General features: G+C 45.8%; 21 protein-coding genes and 1 pseudogene. 13 read left to right on the top strand and 9 right to left on the bottom strand.

Going from position 1 to position 16,087, the window contains the following annotated elements; translation table 11 throughout:
- Window positions 1–58 precede the first annotated feature (58 nt).
- Together QUB04_RS22545 and QUB04_RS22540 are read right to left on the bottom strand one after the other, a co-directional pair.
- Window positions 59–196, bottom strand: a complete 138-nt coding sequence (locus QUB04_RS22545; RefSeq protein WP_333287775.1) for a hypothetical protein — start codon at window positions 194–196, stop codon at window positions 59–61.
- 76 nt (window positions 197–272) lie between these two features.
- Window positions 273–1,325: a Gfo/Idh/MocA family oxidoreductase gene (locus tag QUB04_RS22540; protein ID WP_333287774.1), complete on the bottom strand. Its 1,053-nt coding sequence runs from the start codon at window positions 1,323–1,325 to the stop codon at window positions 273–275.
- 211 nt (window positions 1,326–1,536) lie between these two features.
- On the opposite strand from QUB04_RS22540, the gene QUB04_RS22535 reads away from it, so the two are divergent.
- Window positions 1,537–1,761, top strand: a complete 225-nt coding sequence (locus QUB04_RS22535; protein WP_333287772.1) for a hypothetical protein — start codon at window positions 1,537–1,539, stop codon at window positions 1,759–1,761.
- 69 nt (window positions 1,762–1,830) lie between these two features.
- Window positions 1,831–2,481 carry a PEP-CTERM sorting domain-containing protein gene (locus QUB04_RS22530; RefSeq protein ID WP_333287770.1) on the top strand — a complete coding sequence of 217 codons (651 nt, stop codon included), beginning with the start codon at window positions 1,831–1,833 and terminating at the stop codon, window positions 2,479–2,481.
- A 36-nt stretch (window positions 2,482–2,517) separates the two neighbouring features.
- Here the strand turns inward: QUB04_RS22530 and QUB04_RS22525 are convergent, their stop codons facing one another.
- The 4 genes from QUB04_RS22525 to QUB04_RS22510 all read right to left on the bottom strand — a co-directional run bounded on the left by QUB04_RS22525 (window position 2,518) and on the right by QUB04_RS22510 (window position 6,116).
- The gene (locus tag QUB04_RS22525) at window positions 2,518–3,855 is read right to left on the bottom strand and encodes a PrsW family glutamic-type intramembrane protease (RefSeq protein ID WP_333287768.1); all 1,338 of its coding nucleotides are present in this window, start codon (window positions 3,853–3,855) and stop codon (window positions 2,518–2,520) included.
- Window positions 3,856–4,032: 177 nt separating this feature from the next.
- Window positions 4,033–4,233, bottom strand: a complete 201-nt coding sequence (locus QUB04_RS22520) for a hypothetical protein (protein ID WP_199292547.1) — start codon at window positions 4,231–4,233, stop codon at window positions 4,033–4,035.
- Complete coding sequence (def, locus tag QUB04_RS22515; protein ID WP_333164427.1) at window positions 4,233–4,793, bottom strand: peptide deformylase; 561 nt, start codon at window positions 4,791–4,793, stop codon at window positions 4,233–4,235. Before def ends, QUB04_RS22520 begins: the two co-directional genes overlap by 1 nt.
- Before the next feature lie 96 nt (window positions 4,794–4,889).
- Entirely contained in the window at window positions 4,890–6,116 is a 1,227-nt protein-coding gene (locus tag QUB04_RS22510; RefSeq protein WP_333287766.1) for an RNA-guided endonuclease TnpB family protein, read from the bottom strand.
- Window positions 6,117–6,291: 175 nt separating this feature from the next.
- Here QUB04_RS22510 and QUB04_RS22505 point away from each other — a divergent pair, with 175 nt between their 5' ends.
- Window positions 6,292–6,804: a DUF1648 domain-containing protein gene (locus QUB04_RS22505; RefSeq protein ID WP_333287764.1), complete on the top strand. Its 513-nt coding sequence runs from the start codon at window positions 6,292–6,294 to the stop codon at window positions 6,802–6,804.
- 377 nt (window positions 6,805–7,181) lie between these two features.
- Here the strand turns inward: QUB04_RS22505 and QUB04_RS22500 are convergent.
- Together QUB04_RS22500 and QUB04_RS22495 are read right to left on the bottom strand one after the other, a co-directional pair.
- Window positions 7,182–7,637, bottom strand: a pseudogene (locus tag QUB04_RS22500) (aspartyl protease).
- A 64-nt stretch (window positions 7,638–7,701) separates the two neighbouring features.
- Window positions 7,702–8,157, bottom strand: coding sequence for an aspartyl protease (locus tag QUB04_RS22495; RefSeq protein WP_333287762.1), 456 nt, complete (start codon window positions 8,155–8,157; stop codon window positions 7,702–7,704).
- Window positions 8,158–8,277: 120 nt separating this feature from the next.
- Between QUB04_RS22495 and QUB04_RS22490 the strand changes: the two genes are divergently transcribed.
- Entirely contained in the window at window positions 8,278–9,570 is a 1,293-nt protein-coding gene (locus QUB04_RS22490; RefSeq protein WP_333287760.1) for a pentapeptide repeat-containing protein, read from the top strand.
- 97 nt (window positions 9,571–9,667) lie between these two features.
- Complete coding sequence (locus QUB04_RS22485) at window positions 9,668–10,813, top strand: mannosyltransferase family protein (protein ID WP_333287758.1); 1,146 nt, start codon at window positions 9,668–9,670, stop codon at window positions 10,811–10,813.
- Between the two features lie 37 nt (window positions 10,814–10,850).
- On the opposite strand, the gene QUB04_RS22480 is transcribed toward QUB04_RS22485, so the two are convergent.
- Window positions 10,851–11,474, bottom strand: a complete 624-nt coding sequence (locus tag QUB04_RS22480; RefSeq protein ID WP_333287755.1) for a TenA family protein — start codon at window positions 11,472–11,474, stop codon at window positions 10,851–10,853.
- 145 nt (window positions 11,475–11,619) lie between these two features.
- On the opposite strand from QUB04_RS22480, the gene QUB04_RS22475 reads away from it, so the two are divergent.
- From QUB04_RS22475 to QUB04_RS22440, 8 genes are all read left to right on the top strand, one after another.
- Window positions 11,620–11,760: a hypothetical protein gene (locus QUB04_RS22475; RefSeq protein WP_333287753.1), complete on the top strand. Its 141-nt coding sequence runs from the start codon at window positions 11,620–11,622 to the stop codon at window positions 11,758–11,760.
- Window positions 11,757–12,722 (top strand): glycosyltransferase family 2 protein, encoded by a 966-nt coding sequence (locus QUB04_RS22470; protein ID WP_333287751.1) that lies wholly within the window; start codon window positions 11,757–11,759, stop codon window positions 12,720–12,722. Before QUB04_RS22475 ends, QUB04_RS22470 begins: the two co-directional genes overlap by 4 nt.
- A 102-nt stretch (window positions 12,723–12,824) precedes the next feature.
- Window positions 12,825–13,205, top strand: coding sequence for a potassium channel family protein (locus tag QUB04_RS22465; RefSeq protein WP_333287833.1), 381 nt, complete (start codon window positions 12,825–12,827; stop codon window positions 13,203–13,205).
- A gap of 475 nt (window positions 13,206–13,680) precedes the next feature.
- A complete protein-coding gene (locus tag QUB04_RS22460; RefSeq protein ID WP_333287750.1) occupies window positions 13,681–13,953 on the top strand; it encodes a hypothetical protein in 273 nt (90 codons plus the stop codon).
- A gap of 85 nt (window positions 13,954–14,038) precedes the next feature.
- Window positions 14,039–14,251, top strand: a complete 213-nt coding sequence (locus QUB04_RS22455) for a hypothetical protein (RefSeq protein WP_333287748.1) — start codon at window positions 14,039–14,041, stop codon at window positions 14,249–14,251.
- 15 nt (window positions 14,252–14,266) lie between these two features.
- A complete protein-coding gene (locus tag QUB04_RS22450) occupies window positions 14,267–14,527 on the top strand; it encodes a hypothetical protein (RefSeq protein WP_333287746.1) in 261 nt (86 codons plus the stop codon).
- 148 nt (window positions 14,528–14,675) lie between these two features.
- Window positions 14,676–15,095 carry an AI-2E family transporter gene (locus QUB04_RS22445; RefSeq protein WP_333287744.1) on the top strand — a complete coding sequence of 140 codons (420 nt, stop codon included), beginning with the start codon at window positions 14,676–14,678 and terminating at the stop codon, window positions 15,093–15,095.
- A 66-nt stretch (window positions 15,096–15,161) separates the two neighbouring features.
- The gene (locus tag QUB04_RS22440) at window positions 15,162–15,971 is read left to right on the top strand and encodes a glucose 1-dehydrogenase (protein WP_333287742.1); all 810 of its coding nucleotides are present in this window, start codon (window positions 15,162–15,164) and stop codon (window positions 15,969–15,971) included.
- Window positions 15,972–16,087: the final 116 nt, after the last annotated feature.

The following is a 16,087-nucleotide window of genomic DNA, read 5'->3' as shown; positions in this document are numbered from 1 at the left end:
AAGACGGATACTTGCCCACGACTCCTGTTGTCGAGAGCAAAAAAGTTAAAACCTTAGTTCAAGCCCCCAGATTCATCTGCTGAGTCAATCTAAAGTCTAAAATCGTTCGACCGATCGCAACTCGACGCACGCGCTCGCCGAACTTCTCACGCCAAATTGTCCAACTCAAATCGACTGACATCGAATCCGGTTGCATGGGAACAGTTACCGTCTTCAACGAACAACAAACCCAAACTGTAAAAGCACCCGGAAACGACACGATTTGTCTCGATTTAGCTAACTTGCAAAGTAGACTCTAGCTCTTTCGGATACCAAGCTTGACCGTCGAGAGCCATTTGCTCAATCAAACTCGCAAGCCGCAGAGCTTTGAGAGCTTGTTCTCCTCCCACAGAAGGCTGATTTCCACCTCGCACGCAATTAATAAAATGCTCCAATTCTGCGTGGAGCGGTTCAATATTGCTGGTGTAAACTTTCTCGATCAACCCATCTTGACGGTAAAGCACCTGACCGTAATCCGTCACGTAATTGGCGGTTGTTTGTCGGTGAATCAAGATTTCGTTGTTGAGAAAATCTGCCTCTGTCAGAGAATTCTTGCAGTGAGCCACGATTGAACGGAGTTTGCGGTGCGTCACCTTACTGGCAGTCAGGGTGGCGACAATGCCGTTAGCAAAGTTCAACGTCGCTGTCACGTAGTCTAAATAACCTGAATCTGAGGCCCTGCTGCCGCTGGCCGTCAGCTTCACCACTTGGGAATCTGCCAATTCCAAAAGCAAGTCGATGTCGTGGATCATTAAATCCAAAACTACCGATACGTCGTTAGCCCGCTGGGAATAGGGACTCATCCGGTGAGCTTCCAATGCCAGTAACTCTTCAGTTTTCAGCACTTTGCCGAGTTCCTGAAAAGCTGGATTGAAGCGCTCGATGTGACCCACTTGTAAAATCCGGTGGGCCTCAGCAGCCGCGTTGACCAAAGATTCGGCTTCGGCAATGCTAGCCGCGATCGGCTTTTCAATTAAAACGTGAACACCCGCTTGGAGACAAGACATCCCCACAGGGTGATGCAGGCGAGTTGGAACGGCGACGCAAACTGCATCTACGTGGGCGAGCAAATCTCGGTAGTCTTCAAAGAAGCGAACCCGGTATTTGCTTGCTACATCTATTCCCCGCTCTACATTTATGTCTGCAACACCCACGAGTTCGATATCTTTTAGCAAGCTCAGAACTCGCGTGTGATGCTGGCCCATATTGCCAACCCCAATCACCCCAATGCGGAGGGGTTCGGGTTGACTTCGGTGGGCGAAAACGTTTGCGTATCCCAATGACATCCTATCTAGCACTCCTGGATTCTCCTCCACCACCACAGGAATCAAGCCCCTTGGCTTCCCTCAGCTACTCACAGCCATCCAGATAGTACCACAGTCAAACTATTTGTGAAGAATTTCTAAGTTCAGTTGCGATTATCGCATCAGGCAATTAAGCACAAGCGAATCATACACAAGGAGAGAATACTGGGACAAAAGGTCTGGAAATTGCGTATTGACAAAAATTATTAAATATGTATTGGCATCGGGACGATCGCCTGCAGCATCCCAACAACACAAACCCGTCGGAATATTTGGCGGTTACGCTCAAACATTTTTCGGGTTTCTGTTCAAAAGTAATAGTGAAAGTCATAAATTATACAAATACAACAGAGGACGCATCCGTATTAGTTCGGTTATTTACATTCCGCAATCTTTGACTTCAAAAAATTTACTTTAAGAAGGGGGATAATTACGGGCGATCGCTCACTCAAATAAACTAGACTTACCTAAAGCTTAATAAAAAACAATGTGTCAAAAACTAAGGCCCAGATTAGGAAGTGCGATCGCTAGCACAATTTTAAGTTATGCAGCGGTGTCATTAGCAGGAGTTGACCAAGCACAAGCCGCCGTACTCACCTACAATTTCCAAGTAGAAAATAGTTCACGTAGCGGGTTTTTTAAGTTGAATAACTCCTCGCTTACAGGAATAGGATTTGAATCAATTGCCGTTTCCGACGGAAGATTGGAAGGAGGCGAAAAATATTACAATTTGGCAGGGGCTACAGCTTCTTTTGAGCAAGGAGATTTTCGCGGGCTGTTTGCAAGAGGCGGCTACAATGTGATTAGAGAATATATCAGTCCTCCAGACGAGCCAGGAGGGGCTTTTTACTGGGTGCATGAAATCTACGAATCTTGGTCTATAGGATTTACCTATTACTCCTCGACTAATGAGACTGTGCACAGAAAGATTAACTATCAATCCTATATAGAGGATGGATCGATCATCACCGATAGCTATGAGATATACAGTAGATATATCACCTCCGATGCCCATGTTTCCTACACTCTAGTGGATACCGAACCCGAACCAGTTCCCGAACCTCTCACTGCAGGGGGCACAGCTTTAGCATTGGCAGGTTTAAGCTGGTTAAAACACAAGAAAAAAATGGCAGTTTGAAGTGCGATCGCACCTCAACAATTAAGCACTCAGCAGTCACTTTTCAGAAAATATTCGAGTTGCAAAATTTTGCTCTCGATTCGGAGACAGAGCTCTGGCTTTCAAAATCGCAGCTACCAAAAACGCATAGGACAAAACTCCCACCAACGCCAGCAAAAGTACGCTGGCGGCTCCCGACGCATTCCACAAAGCGTGAAGTGCGGAAGCGCTGAAATAACCTACGCCCAAAATTTGCCAGCGCTTCCTGGGTTTGAGGGCGCTCAAACCGATAAAATATCCCAAATAGCCGCTGTAAGCCATATGTCCGGCGGCGGAACCCAAAATGCGGGGAATTAGCAACTGCAATCCTACTAATTGTCCGGCGTCTGGCCCTGCTTGCAGGGTGACATTTTGGATGACATTGGGAACGTACTGCCCCAGTGTTTCTAACAGTGTAAACCCGACTGCCGAGGCACTTCCTAACAGAATTCCGTCTAAAGGTTCCCAAACGCCGATTCGATCGCGCCAGGGATTTTTCAGCCAATTTCCCAGCAACATCGCTCCCAAAACGGGCAGGGCTTTCAGCAATTCTTCCATCAGACCCGCCCCGAAAAACATTCTGGTCAAAAAAGGCAAAAAACTGATTGTTTCGCCTTCGATTGGCAGGCGGCCGGGCAAAATTTCTCTAAATACGAATATAAATCCAATTAATAAGGGGCTGCTCAGAATCAGGACTGTAGCTAAAGCCGAACCAAGCAATACCCACCAAGGCTTGTGTTTGCCGCATAGTTGATAGATAAAGTAGTAAGCCGCACCGGCGAGGTAAGCTGACAGCAGCAAGTTGAATGCTGCAGAATTTCCAACGGCGACAAACATCGACACGACAACAATAACTGTGGCGATACCTGGATATAAGTAAGCTTTTTGGCTTAATTGTTTGCCAGTGGAGGCGATCGGGAATAATTGAGTTAAAGTGAGAGCATCTTTTTCGCTACCAGCAAAATTGCCCGTTTGTGGTGCTCTTAATCCGGGTTGATTTTGGTAAGGGATTACGGGAGATTCAAATATAAATTCAGGGCCGTCAAGACCGAGACTGATGCGATCGCCTGTTTCTAAAGTTTGGCAGCCAGAGAGCTTTTTTCCGTTGATATAAGTTCCGTTAGCGCTGTTGAGGTCGCAAATTTCCCATCTCGTCAAAGTACCTTGGGTTAGGGGACGGATCATGGCGTGGCGACGGGAAACCATGCCGTGGGCGATCGACTCTAAGGTTATTTGACAATTGCGATCGCGTCCGATGACCCATTCCCCTTCTTCAGAAAGTTGGTACTTGGATACTGGGGTTTCCAGAGCATCTTTGGCTGGCACTTGTCGCAGAAATCCGATTTCATTAGTCATGAGTTATGAGTCATTAGTCATTAGTCATTAGTCATTGGTCATGAGCTCACGAGCTGTTAGCTGATGTTATTTTTGAGCAATCTTTATTCCACAGTTATTGGTTGTTAGCTGCTGACTAATTACTAATTACTAATTACTAATAACTGCTGACTAATGACTAATGACTAATAACTCTGCTTATAGATTTGCCCTGGCATCCTGAACGGCAGCATAGAAAAATATGCCAGTTAGCGGTACGCTCAGGGCGAGGATGATGCCCGTGACTAAATTGCCAAGTTGAGCTTCTCCCGATGACAGCTCAAAGATGGAGCCGACTGCCGCGATCGCAGTGATGCACGAAAGAGCTAATAGTAAACCACTTTTCGGAGTTCCTGCCATCATACTGATTTTACTGCCTTTGGCGAAAATTTCTGCTTGACTAATGCTTCATTCAGTGCCAGCTTGTTTTCTACTCTGTCTACAAACAGCACTCCGTTGAGGTGATCCATTTCGTGCTGAATTGCCCTCGACAGTAAATCTGTTGCTATCAGGGTTTGTGGGCGGCCGTATTCGTCGCGGTAGGAGACTTCAATGACTTCTGGGCGTTTGACTTCTAAATAAACTCCCGGAATGCTCAAACACCCTTCTTGCAAGATGCAGATATCGCTGCTGCTACTTTTGATGGTGGGATTGATCAAAACCATTGGGGGTGTGGCGGGGTTTTCCGGGTCGCAGTCGAGCACGATTACTTGTTTGTTGACTCCGACTTGGGGGGCGGCCAAACCGATGCCATCCGCACTGTACATGGTTTGCAGCATTTCTCGGACTAGCTGCCGAATTTCTGCATCGACGCTTTTGACGCGCTTAGCTGGCTGCCGCAGGACGCGATCGCCTAATGTGTGTATTGTTAGGGGCGGTTTTTCTAACTTTTTCTTTTCAATCAAGACCTGAGCCGTCATAGAACCTCGCGGGATGTTTGGAAACCCCCAACGAAAGCTGTTGGGGGATGAAATTGGAATCAATACTATTATTTCCAATATTAATCTAATTGTGAACTACCCAGCGCTGATGCTATCGCATACAGCGTGGGCTTCTGTCTTCGTAGGGGAGTGCCTCAGATTGGACTTACGCCCCACCTTTGGACTTACCTCCCCTCCAACAGCAGAAACGGCCGTTCCATCCGTCTTTAGCATTCTGATACCTTCATTCCTGATATTTGTTGCAGCATTGCCATCTCTGTCGTGATGAGTGCCACAGTGAGAGCAAGTCCACTCGCGCACATCTAGAGACATTTCCGAGACTTGATGCAAACAAACTGAACAGGTTTTGGAGCTAGGGAACCATCGATCAATTTCTACTAACTTACCGCCTGTGCGGTCTAATTTGTAGCTCAGGAAATTGACAAACATTCCCCAGCCAGCATCAGATATAGCTTTAGCTAAGCAATGATTACGAACCATGCCTTTAACATGAAGATTTTCTACTATGACAACTTGGTTTTTGTTGACCAGATTTGCGCTGAGTTTATGCAGAAAATCCTGCCGACTATTGGCTACCCGTTCGTGTACCTTAGCCACTGATTTTTTAGCTTTTTTGCGAGAATTACTACCATCCTTTTTACGCGCTAATTTTTGCTGCTTACGCTTGAGATTTTGTTGATATTTTACAAAATGTTGAGGATTTTCAAACTTAGAAATCTTAGTGCCGTCGGCAACGATCGCAAAGTGTTTTAATCCTAAGTCAATCCCAACGATTTTCCCAGAGGTAGAAATTTCTGGATTTTCACCTTCAATCTCAAATAAAATTGCAGCAAAGTATTTACCCGAAGGGTTTTGGCTAACTGTGACAGTTTTGATTTTTCCGTCAATCGGTCTATGTAATTTTGCTTTGACTACTCCAAGTTTAGGGAACTTGAGTTCAGAGTCAGAAACGACTTGAACATTTTGGGGGTATTGAATCGACTGCTTATGCTTTTTTGACTTGAACTTAGGAAACTGAGCTCTTTTGTCAAAAAAGTTTTTATAGGCAGTCGTGAGATTAAGCGTAGCCGCCTGTAGCACTTGACTGTAGCAGTTACTTAACCATTCATATTCCTTTTTTAGTGCTGGCAGTAAAGCATTTAATGCAGATTGTCCAAGCCCTTTGCCAGTCTCTTGATAGACTTCAATGGACTTATTAAGCGCGTAATTCCACCACCAACGAGCGCAACCAAAACTCTGTGCCAGATGCTGGGACTGCCGATCGGTAGGGTATAAACGAACTTTGACAACTTTGCGTAGCATTTACTTACTGGTAATTGCTATTAATAGTAAATATTATATCAAAGGTTTTGCCGATCTGCAAAGATCGCAAAGCGAACAAGTGGGCATCGAACCCACTTTTTCTGTACGCTTTCATCCCGGCACTCAACGGACTACCATTAGAGTGCGGGACTTCCCGCTTGTTAGTTAAGTAGCCATGACTGGAAACACACCAAACCAACGGCCGGTTATTTCTCTGGGGCTTTCGCCTGTTTTAGTGGCGGTAGAGCTTTTAGGTGCGATCGCGATTTTGCTGGCTGTTTTGCTCATCGTCAAGTTTTGGGCGGTTTTGCCCGATCGAATTCCGATTCATTTCGGCTTGGGGGGGCTGGCTGATGCTTGGGGCGACAAGGTGACGATTTGGATCGTGCCGACGGTTGCTGCGATTATTTTTGCGGTTTTAACTGCGATATCGCGCTATCCGCATACTTTTAATTATCCGGTACGGATTACTTCTGAGAACGCTCACCGGCAATATGTGTTGGGGCGAGGCCTTTTGGTTTGGCTGAAGGCGGAGATTTGCTGGCTGTTGGCGTTTGTGGTGCGGCAGCAAATTCTTGTCGCTTTGGGCAATGCTCAAAGGTTGAGTATGGAGGTACTTTTAGGAATAATTGTTTTGATGTTTGCGACGGTTGGCGTGTATTTGCTCAAGGCTTATTCTGCTCGCTAGATGTAGGCCAAAAAACTTACATATACCTAAAAAATGGGTTTTTGGGTCTATTTATTTTTCCCGCCGTTAATAATATATAACATCTCATAAATAAATAAAATTACTTGGTAATGAGGAATTTATTCCTCAATTTTTTATCAGGATTTTAGTCCTCACTACAAACATTTTTGATTGCGGCTAATCGACCGAAAGCATCCAGGATACAAGCCCCCGAATTCAGCCGTGGAGAAATAAAAAATCTGTATCCGAGAAACTTGCCCCCCGAATTTATCCGTCGGGTCAATGCTTCAATTCTAAAATCTAAAATCTAAAATCGATTGACTGGACATGAGAGGAATCACAGGCCAGAGGTTTGTGGTGCGGTAAACGCCGATCGACTAACCCATCAGATATGTTTGCTGATTGTTCATGGGCAATACTCGCAGCCGTTGATTTTTCAAATCGGGTTCTCATCCTAGTTCTTCCATTGGAATCACGCCCAACAAAACAGCAGAAAAGCCTTCGGGCAATTCTAAACAATCAAATCTGCCTTCTCTCCCCTCTACAATAATTTGAGCGCCTGCAAAAATTCGACATTTTTTGATGCCACCCGATGTTTCTACATCTCTTTCTCCTACTTGTCTTAAACCGAGTTGGCTAATAATGGGAGCTGGCAAGGAAAGCAGAGTGGCTCCGGTATCGACAACAACGTTATCGAGGGTAACAGATCGAACTTCCTCCGCAGAAATAAATCCCCGTTCAGCCATAACTAGATCGAGGCGATTCGTGACGGTGATTGTTGTAACAACTTGACCCCTTTGTTTTTCTTGCAGATGGGGGAGTACGAGTGTCATAATTATGTTACCTATTTGAGTGGATTTTATGGTACATCTTTGGGCTGTTTCGTCCGCTCGAATATTAAACCATCAGATATGTTTGTTCTTCATTAATCGGCAATACTCGCAGCCGTTGATTTTTTAAATCTGGTTCTAAGCCTAGCCTTTCCATCGGAATCACGCCCAGCAAAATCACATCAACTCCTTCGGGCATTTCAAGGCAGTCAAACACTGCTTGTCGCCCTTCAACTTCCAGCATTATATCTTGAAAAATCCGCCCTTTTCTGATTCCCGCAGCAGTTTCTACATAGGTTTCTCCAAGCTGGCTTAAACCCAACTGGCTGATAATGAAAGCTGGTAAGGCAAGCAGAGTGTCTCCGGTATCTACTAAAACCTTATCGAGAGTTAATGAACGAATTTCACCCGCAGGAATGAACCCCCGCTCAGCTAGGACTTGATCGATGCGATTCGTTACGGTGATTGTTGTAAGAACTTGACCCATTTGTTTTTCTTGCAGATTGGGGAGTACGAGGGTCATAGTACGTTACCTCTTTTGAGTGTAATTAGTGGAGATTTCTATTGTAATATTATCTAGAATACTGCTAGGTTAGTTAAAATCGTTTTAGTGATCGGCTAAAATTAGAATTTGCCTCAACGCATGACACCAGAAAACAACTCTTCTCAACCCAATCGCCCTGAATCTAACGTGACTGTAGAAAGTCAGAACGGTGCGAACCCTACTGTGCCACCAGAATCAGGGACAATCGTCGCTACTGCTGAACCCGAAAAACCGGTGCCACCGCCTCCAACTCGCAAGGTTTTTCTGCCCCAGCAACCGGAACAAACGACTGCTGAGAAGTCGGGGGCGGTGCTGACGCTGGGGTTGATCGCAGCGATGATTTTTGGGCTCGCCAATGACAACATTTGGCTGGGCTTAATTGGCGCTGTCGGTGCGATCGGCGTATCGCTGCGGCTGATGTGGCCGAGTTGGGGCAAAATCTGGGCGCAGGTAATTCCGCCGACTTGGCGCACTCTGATCGTCGCCTGCTTCGGGCTTTTAGCTGGGATTGTTGGCTTGCTGATGCTCAGCGGTAGTAATACTGAACCGGGAAGCCGCAACATCCAAATCAACTGGGACGCTATCGGCGCTCTAGGCGAGTTGATCGGCGCTTTGGGCCAAATTTTGATCGCTATTTTGGGCGTTTACGTGGCTTGGCGGCAGTACGTGATCTCGAAAGATTTGACGATTCAGCAAAATCGAATTACGCAGCAGCAAACGATCGATGCTTATTTTCAAGGGGTTTCCGACTTAGCCCTTGACGAACAAGGGTTTTTGGAAGATTGGCCGCAGGAAAGGGCGATCGCAGAAGGGCGCACTGCTGCGATTATGAGCAGTGTAGATGCTGAAGGTAAGGCTAAAATTTTGCGGTTTTTGTCTCAGTCGAGATTGGTTACTCCTCTGAAGCGCGATCGGCTTTTAGGCCGCCCCATCTTTGACGGCGACGGCGGCTACGCTGAAGATAGAGAGCACGGTATCCGCGTTATCGATCTCAATGTCATGTTAGCGGGTGCTGACCTGGCTGGCACCGATTTGCGGTGGACGGATTTGAGCGAAGCCAACCTCGTCCGCGCCAATCTCAGCAAGTGCGATTTAGTGAAAGCCAACCTCTCGCGCGCTGTCTTGTACGACGCCAATCTCGCTCGCGCCGACATGAGAGCCGCCGCATTATTCTACGGCTCGGCACAAACTGCATCCCCCCGCAGTCGTACCGAATTTCCCAACTATCAAACGGGCGAACATACCGGCGCTGTGGTTGAACGCGCTGATTTCACCGCTGTCAAGCGGCTGTCGGAGGAGCAGCGCTATTACTGCTGCGCTTGGTGCGGCTCGAAGTCGAGAGAGACTATTCCCGGCGGCTGCGAAGGGATTCCCAATAAACTCGGACGTTAAAATTAGCAGTACGGCTGTACTTACGTATATATTTGGCGAGCGCTCGGCAGCGGACTATACTTTAATTTTAAATCTACAGTCTTTCGCTGTTTTAGCAATGACAAATAGTGATTTAGGGTTAGAAGTAATTCCGCACCGTCCGCGCTCGAAAAGCAGGGACGGGTTAATTTTTGTAATTGCTATGTGGTTTCTGAGCCGATCGATAATTGCGATCGGGATGCAGGTAATTGCCCCTTTAGTCTGCAAGGAGCCACCAGTGTACAATTGGCCGGTTCTGGGTTTAGTCAGTGGCTTCCTTCCCAAAAGCGGCTGGGAACTGTTTTCGCACTGGGACGGTAAATGGTACACCCAAATCGCTCATTTAGGCTACAGCTATGCAAATGACGGGCAGCAGCACTCCGTTGCCTTCTATCCGCTTTTTCCCTTACTAATTCGGGGGCTGATGACCCTCGGAATGCGAGCCGACGCAGCAGGGGTATTAATCAACTCTTTGGCGTTTTTGGCTGCCTTAGTGCTGGTGTACTTTTGGGTAGAGGAGCGATACGATGCTGGTGCAGCGAAGTGGACAACTGCTGTGTTAGCTTGGTGTCCGTTCTCACTATTTTGCACTGTCATGTATACAGAAGGATTGTTTTTGTTCCTGACAGCATCGGCTTTACGAGCTTTTGAGAGGGGCGAGTATATTTGGGCGGCTTTTTGGGGAGCTTTGACGACTGCTACTAGGGGGCCGGGAGTGGCGCTGATACCTACTTTTTTGCTGGCAGCTTGGAGGGAAAAAAGACCTCCCCTAGCTTATGCTGCGGGTTTTGCTAGCGCGATCGGGTTCTTTTCATTTATTTTATACTGTGCTATTAATTTGGAAGATCCTTTAGCATTTATTCACATCCAAAAAGCATGGGTTCAGCCTACTTGGTTGGAGATATTTAAGGAGTTTTTCAGTTTCAGTTTGTACGCTGCTACTAAAGTTGGGATGGTTTTTGGCGGTTGCTATTTGTTGTGGTATTTACGAAAAAGGTTGAGCATTACCATCCTTTGCTTCGGTTTTTGCTCTTTGGCCCTGCTGGTTACTTCGGGAGCTTTACAGTCTGTAGAGCGCTACGCTTACGGTATTGTGCCGCTGTCAATAGGTCTTGGCTTGTTATTGGCGGCTAGACCTCGTTGGGGTTACGGGTTGATGGGATTGTTTGGTATATTTCTGCTGCGCTTTTCCGTGAGGTTTGCTAGTTGGCTGTGGGTAGCTTAGGGGCGATCGCTCTTAATATCTTTTGCCCAAACTTAATTTACTCTATTTCCCAAGCTGCCTGAAAAAAGTCTCTTTCGCACAACATGGCGTAGTGATAGGTTGCTTCTACTTCCGGCGTAGCTTCTGCGTAGCGATCGACCAAACTTTCCAGCCGTTTTGCTAAAATCTCAAAATCAGGGCTGCTATAGGTGGAAATCCAGTCGCTAAAGGCGTGTTCCGGTATATTAGGTTTAGCTAGCTGCTGTCCCAAAAAAGCATACAACCGCAAGCAAGGAGTCATCGCGGCTACTGTCAAACCGACACCGCTTCCCCAGGCTGTCGCTAATAAAAAATCTGTGTAGCGGCGGGTAGCAATTCCCGGTTTTGCCTCTTGCAAATTTACACCCCATTTGTCTGCATATCCTTGATGCAACCGAAGTTCTTCTAAAACACCGCTGCCGAGATTGTGGAGAATTTCAAACCCCTCCCAGTCGGGTGCTTTTGCCGCAGCGATACTGTAAGCGCGCGCGAATGCTCCCAGAAAAAATGCGTCTTGTGCAACGTAATATGCAAAACTATTTTGGGGGAGGCTGCCGTCAGCAATGCCTCTGACAAAGGGATGTTGCAGACAAGCTTCGCTTAAGTCTTGATTTGCTTGCCAAAGATAATTGGAATTTGTCATGCAATTTTGAATCGATGGGTTATGATTGTTATTTTTATAGTCTGAACTAAACATCTATGATAACAGATGTTTTCGCTGTGCGTCAGTCTTATGGTATCTTTTATTTTTCGGATTTAAGAAAATAGATAAGTTTTGGTACGCGGCTATGTTGTGGGCTGCTGTTGTCTGGCTCAAAGAGGGAAATTACCTGTCGAACCTCTCTCGTGAAGCAGCCAGCGTGTTGGGGGAAAAAGAAACTTTTGATTTAACGGTTGAAAAGCCGATTTTTAAACAGAAACTGCAATGAACGATACACCTAAGTATTCCTTGGTAATTCCTATCTATAACGAAGAAGAAAATCTCGCTGAATTGTATCGGCGAATTAGTGCCGTGATGGATCGAATGGACGGCCCAGTAGAATTAATTTTAATCAATGATGGTAGCCGCGATCGCTCTCTCGAACTTTTGCGAGAATTGCACGAAAAAGACTCGCGAATTTGTTACCTCAGTTTGGCCCGCAATTTCGGTCATCAAATAGCTGTAACTGCAGGTTTAAACTTTTCTAGAGGTCAAGTTGTAGTAATCATGGACGGCGATTTGCAAGACCCGCCAGAGCTAATTATAGATATGGTAGAACAGTGGCGGCAGGGCTATCAAGTTGTTTACGCTCAACGCACTCAACGCCGTCAAGAAGGTTGGTTTAAGCGGTTGCCGGCTTATATGTATTATCGCATTTTGCGCCATCTTGCTGATGTTGATATTCCGATAGATACCGGAGATTTTTGTTTGATGGATAGGTGTGTGGTGGACGTACTCAATGCGATGCCTGAACGCAACCGCTACATTCGGGGACTGCGCGCTTGGATTGGTTTTAAACAAACGGCGGTTAAGTTTGAACGTGATCCGCGCTTTGCAGGCGAGGTTAAGTATACCTTCAGAAAATCTTTAAGTTTGGCGATGAATGGTTTAGTATCTTTTTCAAAAGTTCCCCTCCGACTTTCGATTTATATGGGGTTATTTGCTGCATTTATATCTGTGTTAATGGCTTTTTTGATTTTGTATTGGCGGCTTTTTTATCCAAGTTCTGCCTTAACAGGTTTGACAATTGTGATGATGGCGGTTTTCTTTTTGGGTGCTGTGCAGTTGGTGAGTATTGGGATTTTGGGCCAGTATATAGGCCGTATTTACGAGGAGGTGAAGGGCCGCCCGCTTTATACGCTGGCAGAAGTGGCTGGTTTCGATCCATTTCGTCAAAAAAATGGTAAATAAGTAGGACTTTTTTACTATTTTGACGGCTTAAATATAGCGGTTGTATGGTGCGTGTGCTGAATCACCTGAAGCCTGGACTAGCTTCAAAATGCGGGTTCTGAACTGATAGCGATCGTCACTCTAATTGGCGCGGCTGGCATTAATGCGTTTGAGCGCGAACTTCCTAATGGTACTGGTGGCATTAATGACTATGGCACTGCGCTGTGGTTGACGGGAATGTTGATGAGCACGATCGGCTCTGATGACTTTCGGAAAACAGCCCAAGGGCGGGTGCTTTGTTTTTTGCTGGCGTTGTGTGCGATCGCGCTATGCGGTTATTTGACAGCAACGCTGGCTACATTTTTTGTGAGTCAGGATGCTGAGAGCGATCGAGCAGGAATAGCGGGTACAAAATCAATTCAAGCTGTGAAAACAGAAATTACTGCACTGCCAACAGAGGTTCAAGCCTGCTTCACGAAAAGGTTGAGACCTGTGAATTGCTGACCTTTGATTTGAGCATGAGGTCGATCGCTCTCGATGCGATAGTAGAGAAACGGTGATGTCTGTCCAATTATAGATAACCTTTTACTCTAAACTATTCCAAGCGAGAGATGATGTTTAAATTTTTGAATTTTACTATACAAATACCCTCTAACCACTCAAACAAAAACTTTTTATAAGGATGGGGAAAACAAGCAGAATAAATTCAGGATAGGGAATCAAAAAAAACTTGCTCCAGGATAAATCCCATATTTCACTGTTCAATAGTGCCGACAGTTTGTCTATGACCCAATGGCTAATTTTCTAGGATTTTGAGCCACTGTGGATAATTAAATCAATGTCATCTCCACTCCTGACTTGCATTTAATTCGACTTTTTTATGCTCCTTGCCCTCTAAAGCTTGTAGTATCGTTCCCAAAAAGACCCGCAGTATTGAATGTTAACCTGGTTCTATTTATTACATTGACACGAGAAACTCATGGAAAACACATTGTTCGATCGCACATTCCGCGACAGCGAAGGCCAAATTGTTATAGCTCAGATGCCAAACCTACCCCTGAGTGTCGGGATTGTAGCTAGTTTATTAACGCTCATTGTTACAACAGGAAAAATTAATTCAGGGTTGGAGCTAGTAGCCTTTGGCTCTTTGTTTACTTGGGCTTGGGAAGAATTATTTCAAGGAGTTAATTACTTTCGTAGAGCATTAGGTCTGATTGTGCTTGTCGGTCTGATTGTAGGGAAACTTCAATAATTAGGTAAGCAGAAATCACATCAATAAGGTATAGCAAACCTTTAATCAGGCGGATGAGGAACGGTGGAGAGGTTGACAGGCTGTAATGGACAATCCAAAAATTAACACCAATCGGATGTGCCAACACCTAAACAATGCTCCACTCATTCGCTACCTGTTACTATGGACGCTTGGCTGGGCGATCGTGCAGGTGTTGGCATATTTTGAAACGGTTCTGATTGTTTCTATTTTTGCAGCCCTTCTCGCCTTTGTGCTGAACTCTCCAGTCAAATTTGTATCTCGTTTCATCCCTCGTTAGGTAGCGGTTGTGCTGGTGTTTTTACTTGCCTTGTTGATTCTAGGTGGGTTAAGGGCAACGGTAGGATTAGCTATCATTTCCCAAGCACAGCAGTTATGGGAACAGACTCCTCAATTTTTAGAGTGGGCGATCGCACTTTTGGAAACACTCCAATCGTTTCTGCAAAAGCGCAATATTATAGTCGATTTCAGCACCTTTGAGACACAACTGCGCGAACAAGCCCTCGGCATCAGTGGCAGGGTTTTTTCCAGCAAAATGTGTTATTTAACTTGCTAGATGTGATTGTGATTGCGGTGGTTGGCTTCTTTAGGCTGCTAGATTGTAAACGACTATCGAATCTGATTGTGAGGCTATTTCCACCCGGCTTACGCGATGATTTGACCAGGGCAATTCAAAAGAATTTTCTGGGTTTCTTTGGTGTCGGTTGCTGTTATCAATCTTCTTGGGCATCTCTACCTTTGTGGTGTTTATTTTGCTGGATATTCCCTATGGACGGCTCATGGCTGCAGTGGCAGGCGCATTTGACCTGATTCCCGGTATTGGCGCAACGATTGGGATTAGCCTCATCTGCCTGATTATTCTGTTTCAAGGAATTATGCTCAGCTTGAAAGTTTTAGTGGGTTGCATTGTCTTACAGCAGGTTGAAGAAAAGTTACTCATACCCCCTATTATGCAAGGCTCCATTAATATAAATCCAGTCATTATGTTCATTGCGCTATTAGTGGGGCCGCGAGTCGCTGGATTGGTCAGAGTTTTTCTGTCGAGCCCGATCGCAGGCGTAATAATCAGCCTCCTCGATATTGATGAAATGCGTGGGGAAAAGACAGAACAACCTTCTGGTTGATGTTGAAGCTAGTTGGCTTGAGGTTTCGATTACAACATTTTTTTTTGAATCTCTGGGAGAGAAATTATGAAAGGTTTAAAGGGAAAAAACGCACTCATTACTGGAGCGAGTTCAGGCATTGGGCAGGCGATCGCCATTCGTCTCGCTCAAGAAGGTTGCAACATTGCCGTTAACTATCGCAAAAGCTTAGAAGAGGCAGAAGATACTGAAGAAATAGCTCTGCAAAAAGCCTGTGGACAAGCATCTGAATGCGGGGTTGAAACGCTATTAGTTCAGGGAGATGTCTCCAAAGAAGACGACATCCTTCGTATGGTGAATACTGTCATTGATAAATTTGGTAGTCTGGATATCCTGATTAATAATGCTGGGATTCAAACAGAAAGCGCATCCCATGAAGTGCCAACCGATGAATTCGATCGCATAATTGCCGTCAATTTGCGAGGTGCATATCTCTGTGCGCGGGAAACCATTAAGCATCTGTTAGAGCAGCAGCGCCCTGGGGTGATTATCAATATTTCGAGTGTGCATGAAATCATTCCCCGCCCGATGTATATCAGCTATTCCATCAGCAAAGGCGGCATGGGAAATCTGACTAAAACCCTAGCGTTGGAATACGCAAACCGAGGCATCCGTGTCAATGCTATTGCGCCCGGTGCAACAATTACACCGATTAATGAAAGCTGGACTGACAATCCAGAACAAAAGGCAGTAGTGGAAAGCCATATCCCAATGGGACGGGCAGGGACATCGGAGGAAATGGCGGCATCTGTTGCCTTTCTCGCATCAGATGAAGCGGCTTACATTACGGGACAAACGCTCTATATTGATGGTGGATTGACCCTCTATGGTGACTTTCGCGAAGCTTGGTCTGCGTGACATAATCCTACATCAACACAAGCTGTCACCATTGGTGTAGGCATCTTTGCAGCCCGATGAAGGGTGTCGGGTAAGGTTCAAGCGTCGCCACTCTCCCCTCCCCTAAGAACCGTGCA

The sequence above is a fragment of the Microcoleus sp. D2_18a_B4 genome, from assembly GCF_036702475.1.
Taxonomy (GTDB): Bacteria; Cyanobacteriota; Cyanobacteriia; order Cyanobacteriales; family Microcoleaceae; genus Microcoleus.
This window is presented reverse-complemented; position numbering and strand designations above follow the sequence as displayed.

What these genes read in the sequence shown, in the direction of transcription:
- QUB04_RS22470 (WP_333287751.1), top strand. Translation starts at nt 11,757, where the DNA reads ATGAACGATACACCTAAGTATTCCTTGGTAATTCCTATCTATAACGAA.
- QUB04_RS22485 (WP_333287758.1), top strand. Translation starts at nt 9,668, where the DNA reads ATGACAAATAGTGATTTAGGGTTAGAAGTAATTCCGCACCGTCCGCGC.
- QUB04_RS22505 (WP_333287764.1), top strand. Translation starts at nt 6,292, where the DNA reads ATGACTGGAAACACACCAAACCAACGGCCGGTTATTTCTCTGGGGCTT.
- QUB04_RS22495 (WP_333287762.1), bottom strand. Translation starts at nt 8,157, where the DNA reads ATGACCCTCGTACTCCCCAATCTGCAAGAAAAACAAATGGGTCAAGTT.
- QUB04_RS22525 (WP_333287768.1), bottom strand. Translation starts at nt 3,855, where the DNA reads ATGACTAATGAAATCGGATTTCTGCGACAAGTGCCAGCCAAAGATGCT.
- def (WP_333164427.1), bottom strand. Translation starts at nt 4,793, where the DNA reads ATGACGGCTCAGGTCTTGATTGAAAAGAAAAAGTTAGAAAAACCGCCC.
- QUB04_RS22475 (WP_333287753.1), top strand. Translation starts at nt 11,620, where the DNA reads ATGTTGTGGGCTGCTGTTGTCTGGCTCAAAGAGGGAAATTACCTGTCG.
- QUB04_RS22520 (WP_199292547.1), bottom strand. Translation starts at nt 4,233, where the DNA reads ATGGCAGGAACTCCGAAAAGTGGTTTACTATTAGCTCTTTCGTGCATC.
- QUB04_RS22460 (WP_333287750.1), top strand. Translation starts at nt 13,681, where the DNA reads ATGGAAAACACATTGTTCGATCGCACATTCCGCGACAGCGAAGGCCAA.
- QUB04_RS22540 (WP_333287774.1), bottom strand. Translation starts at nt 1,325, where the DNA reads ATGTCATTGGGATACGCAAACGTTTTCGCCCACCGAAGTCAACCCGAA.
- QUB04_RS22490 (WP_333287760.1), top strand. Translation starts at nt 8,278, where the DNA reads ATGACACCAGAAAACAACTCTTCTCAACCCAATCGCCCTGAATCTAAC.
- QUB04_RS22440 (WP_333287742.1), top strand. Translation starts at nt 15,162, where the DNA reads ATGAAAGGTTTAAAGGGAAAAAACGCACTCATTACTGGAGCGAGTTCA.
- QUB04_RS22455 (WP_333287748.1), top strand. Translation starts at nt 14,039, where the DNA reads ATGGACAATCCAAAAATTAACACCAATCGGATGTGCCAACACCTAAAC.
- QUB04_RS22510 (WP_333287766.1), bottom strand. Translation starts at nt 6,116, where the DNA reads ATGCTACGCAAAGTTGTCAAAGTTCGTTTATACCCTACCGATCGGCAG.
- QUB04_RS22530 (WP_333287770.1), top strand. Translation starts at nt 1,831, where the DNA reads ATGTGTCAAAAACTAAGGCCCAGATTAGGAAGTGCGATCGCTAGCACA.
- QUB04_RS22480 (WP_333287755.1), bottom strand. Translation starts at nt 11,474, where the DNA reads ATGACAAATTCCAATTATCTTTGGCAAGCAAATCAAGACTTAAGCGAA.
- QUB04_RS22545 (WP_333287775.1), bottom strand. Translation starts at nt 196, where the DNA reads ATGCAACCGGATTCGATGTCAGTCGATTTGAGTTGGACAATTTGGCGT.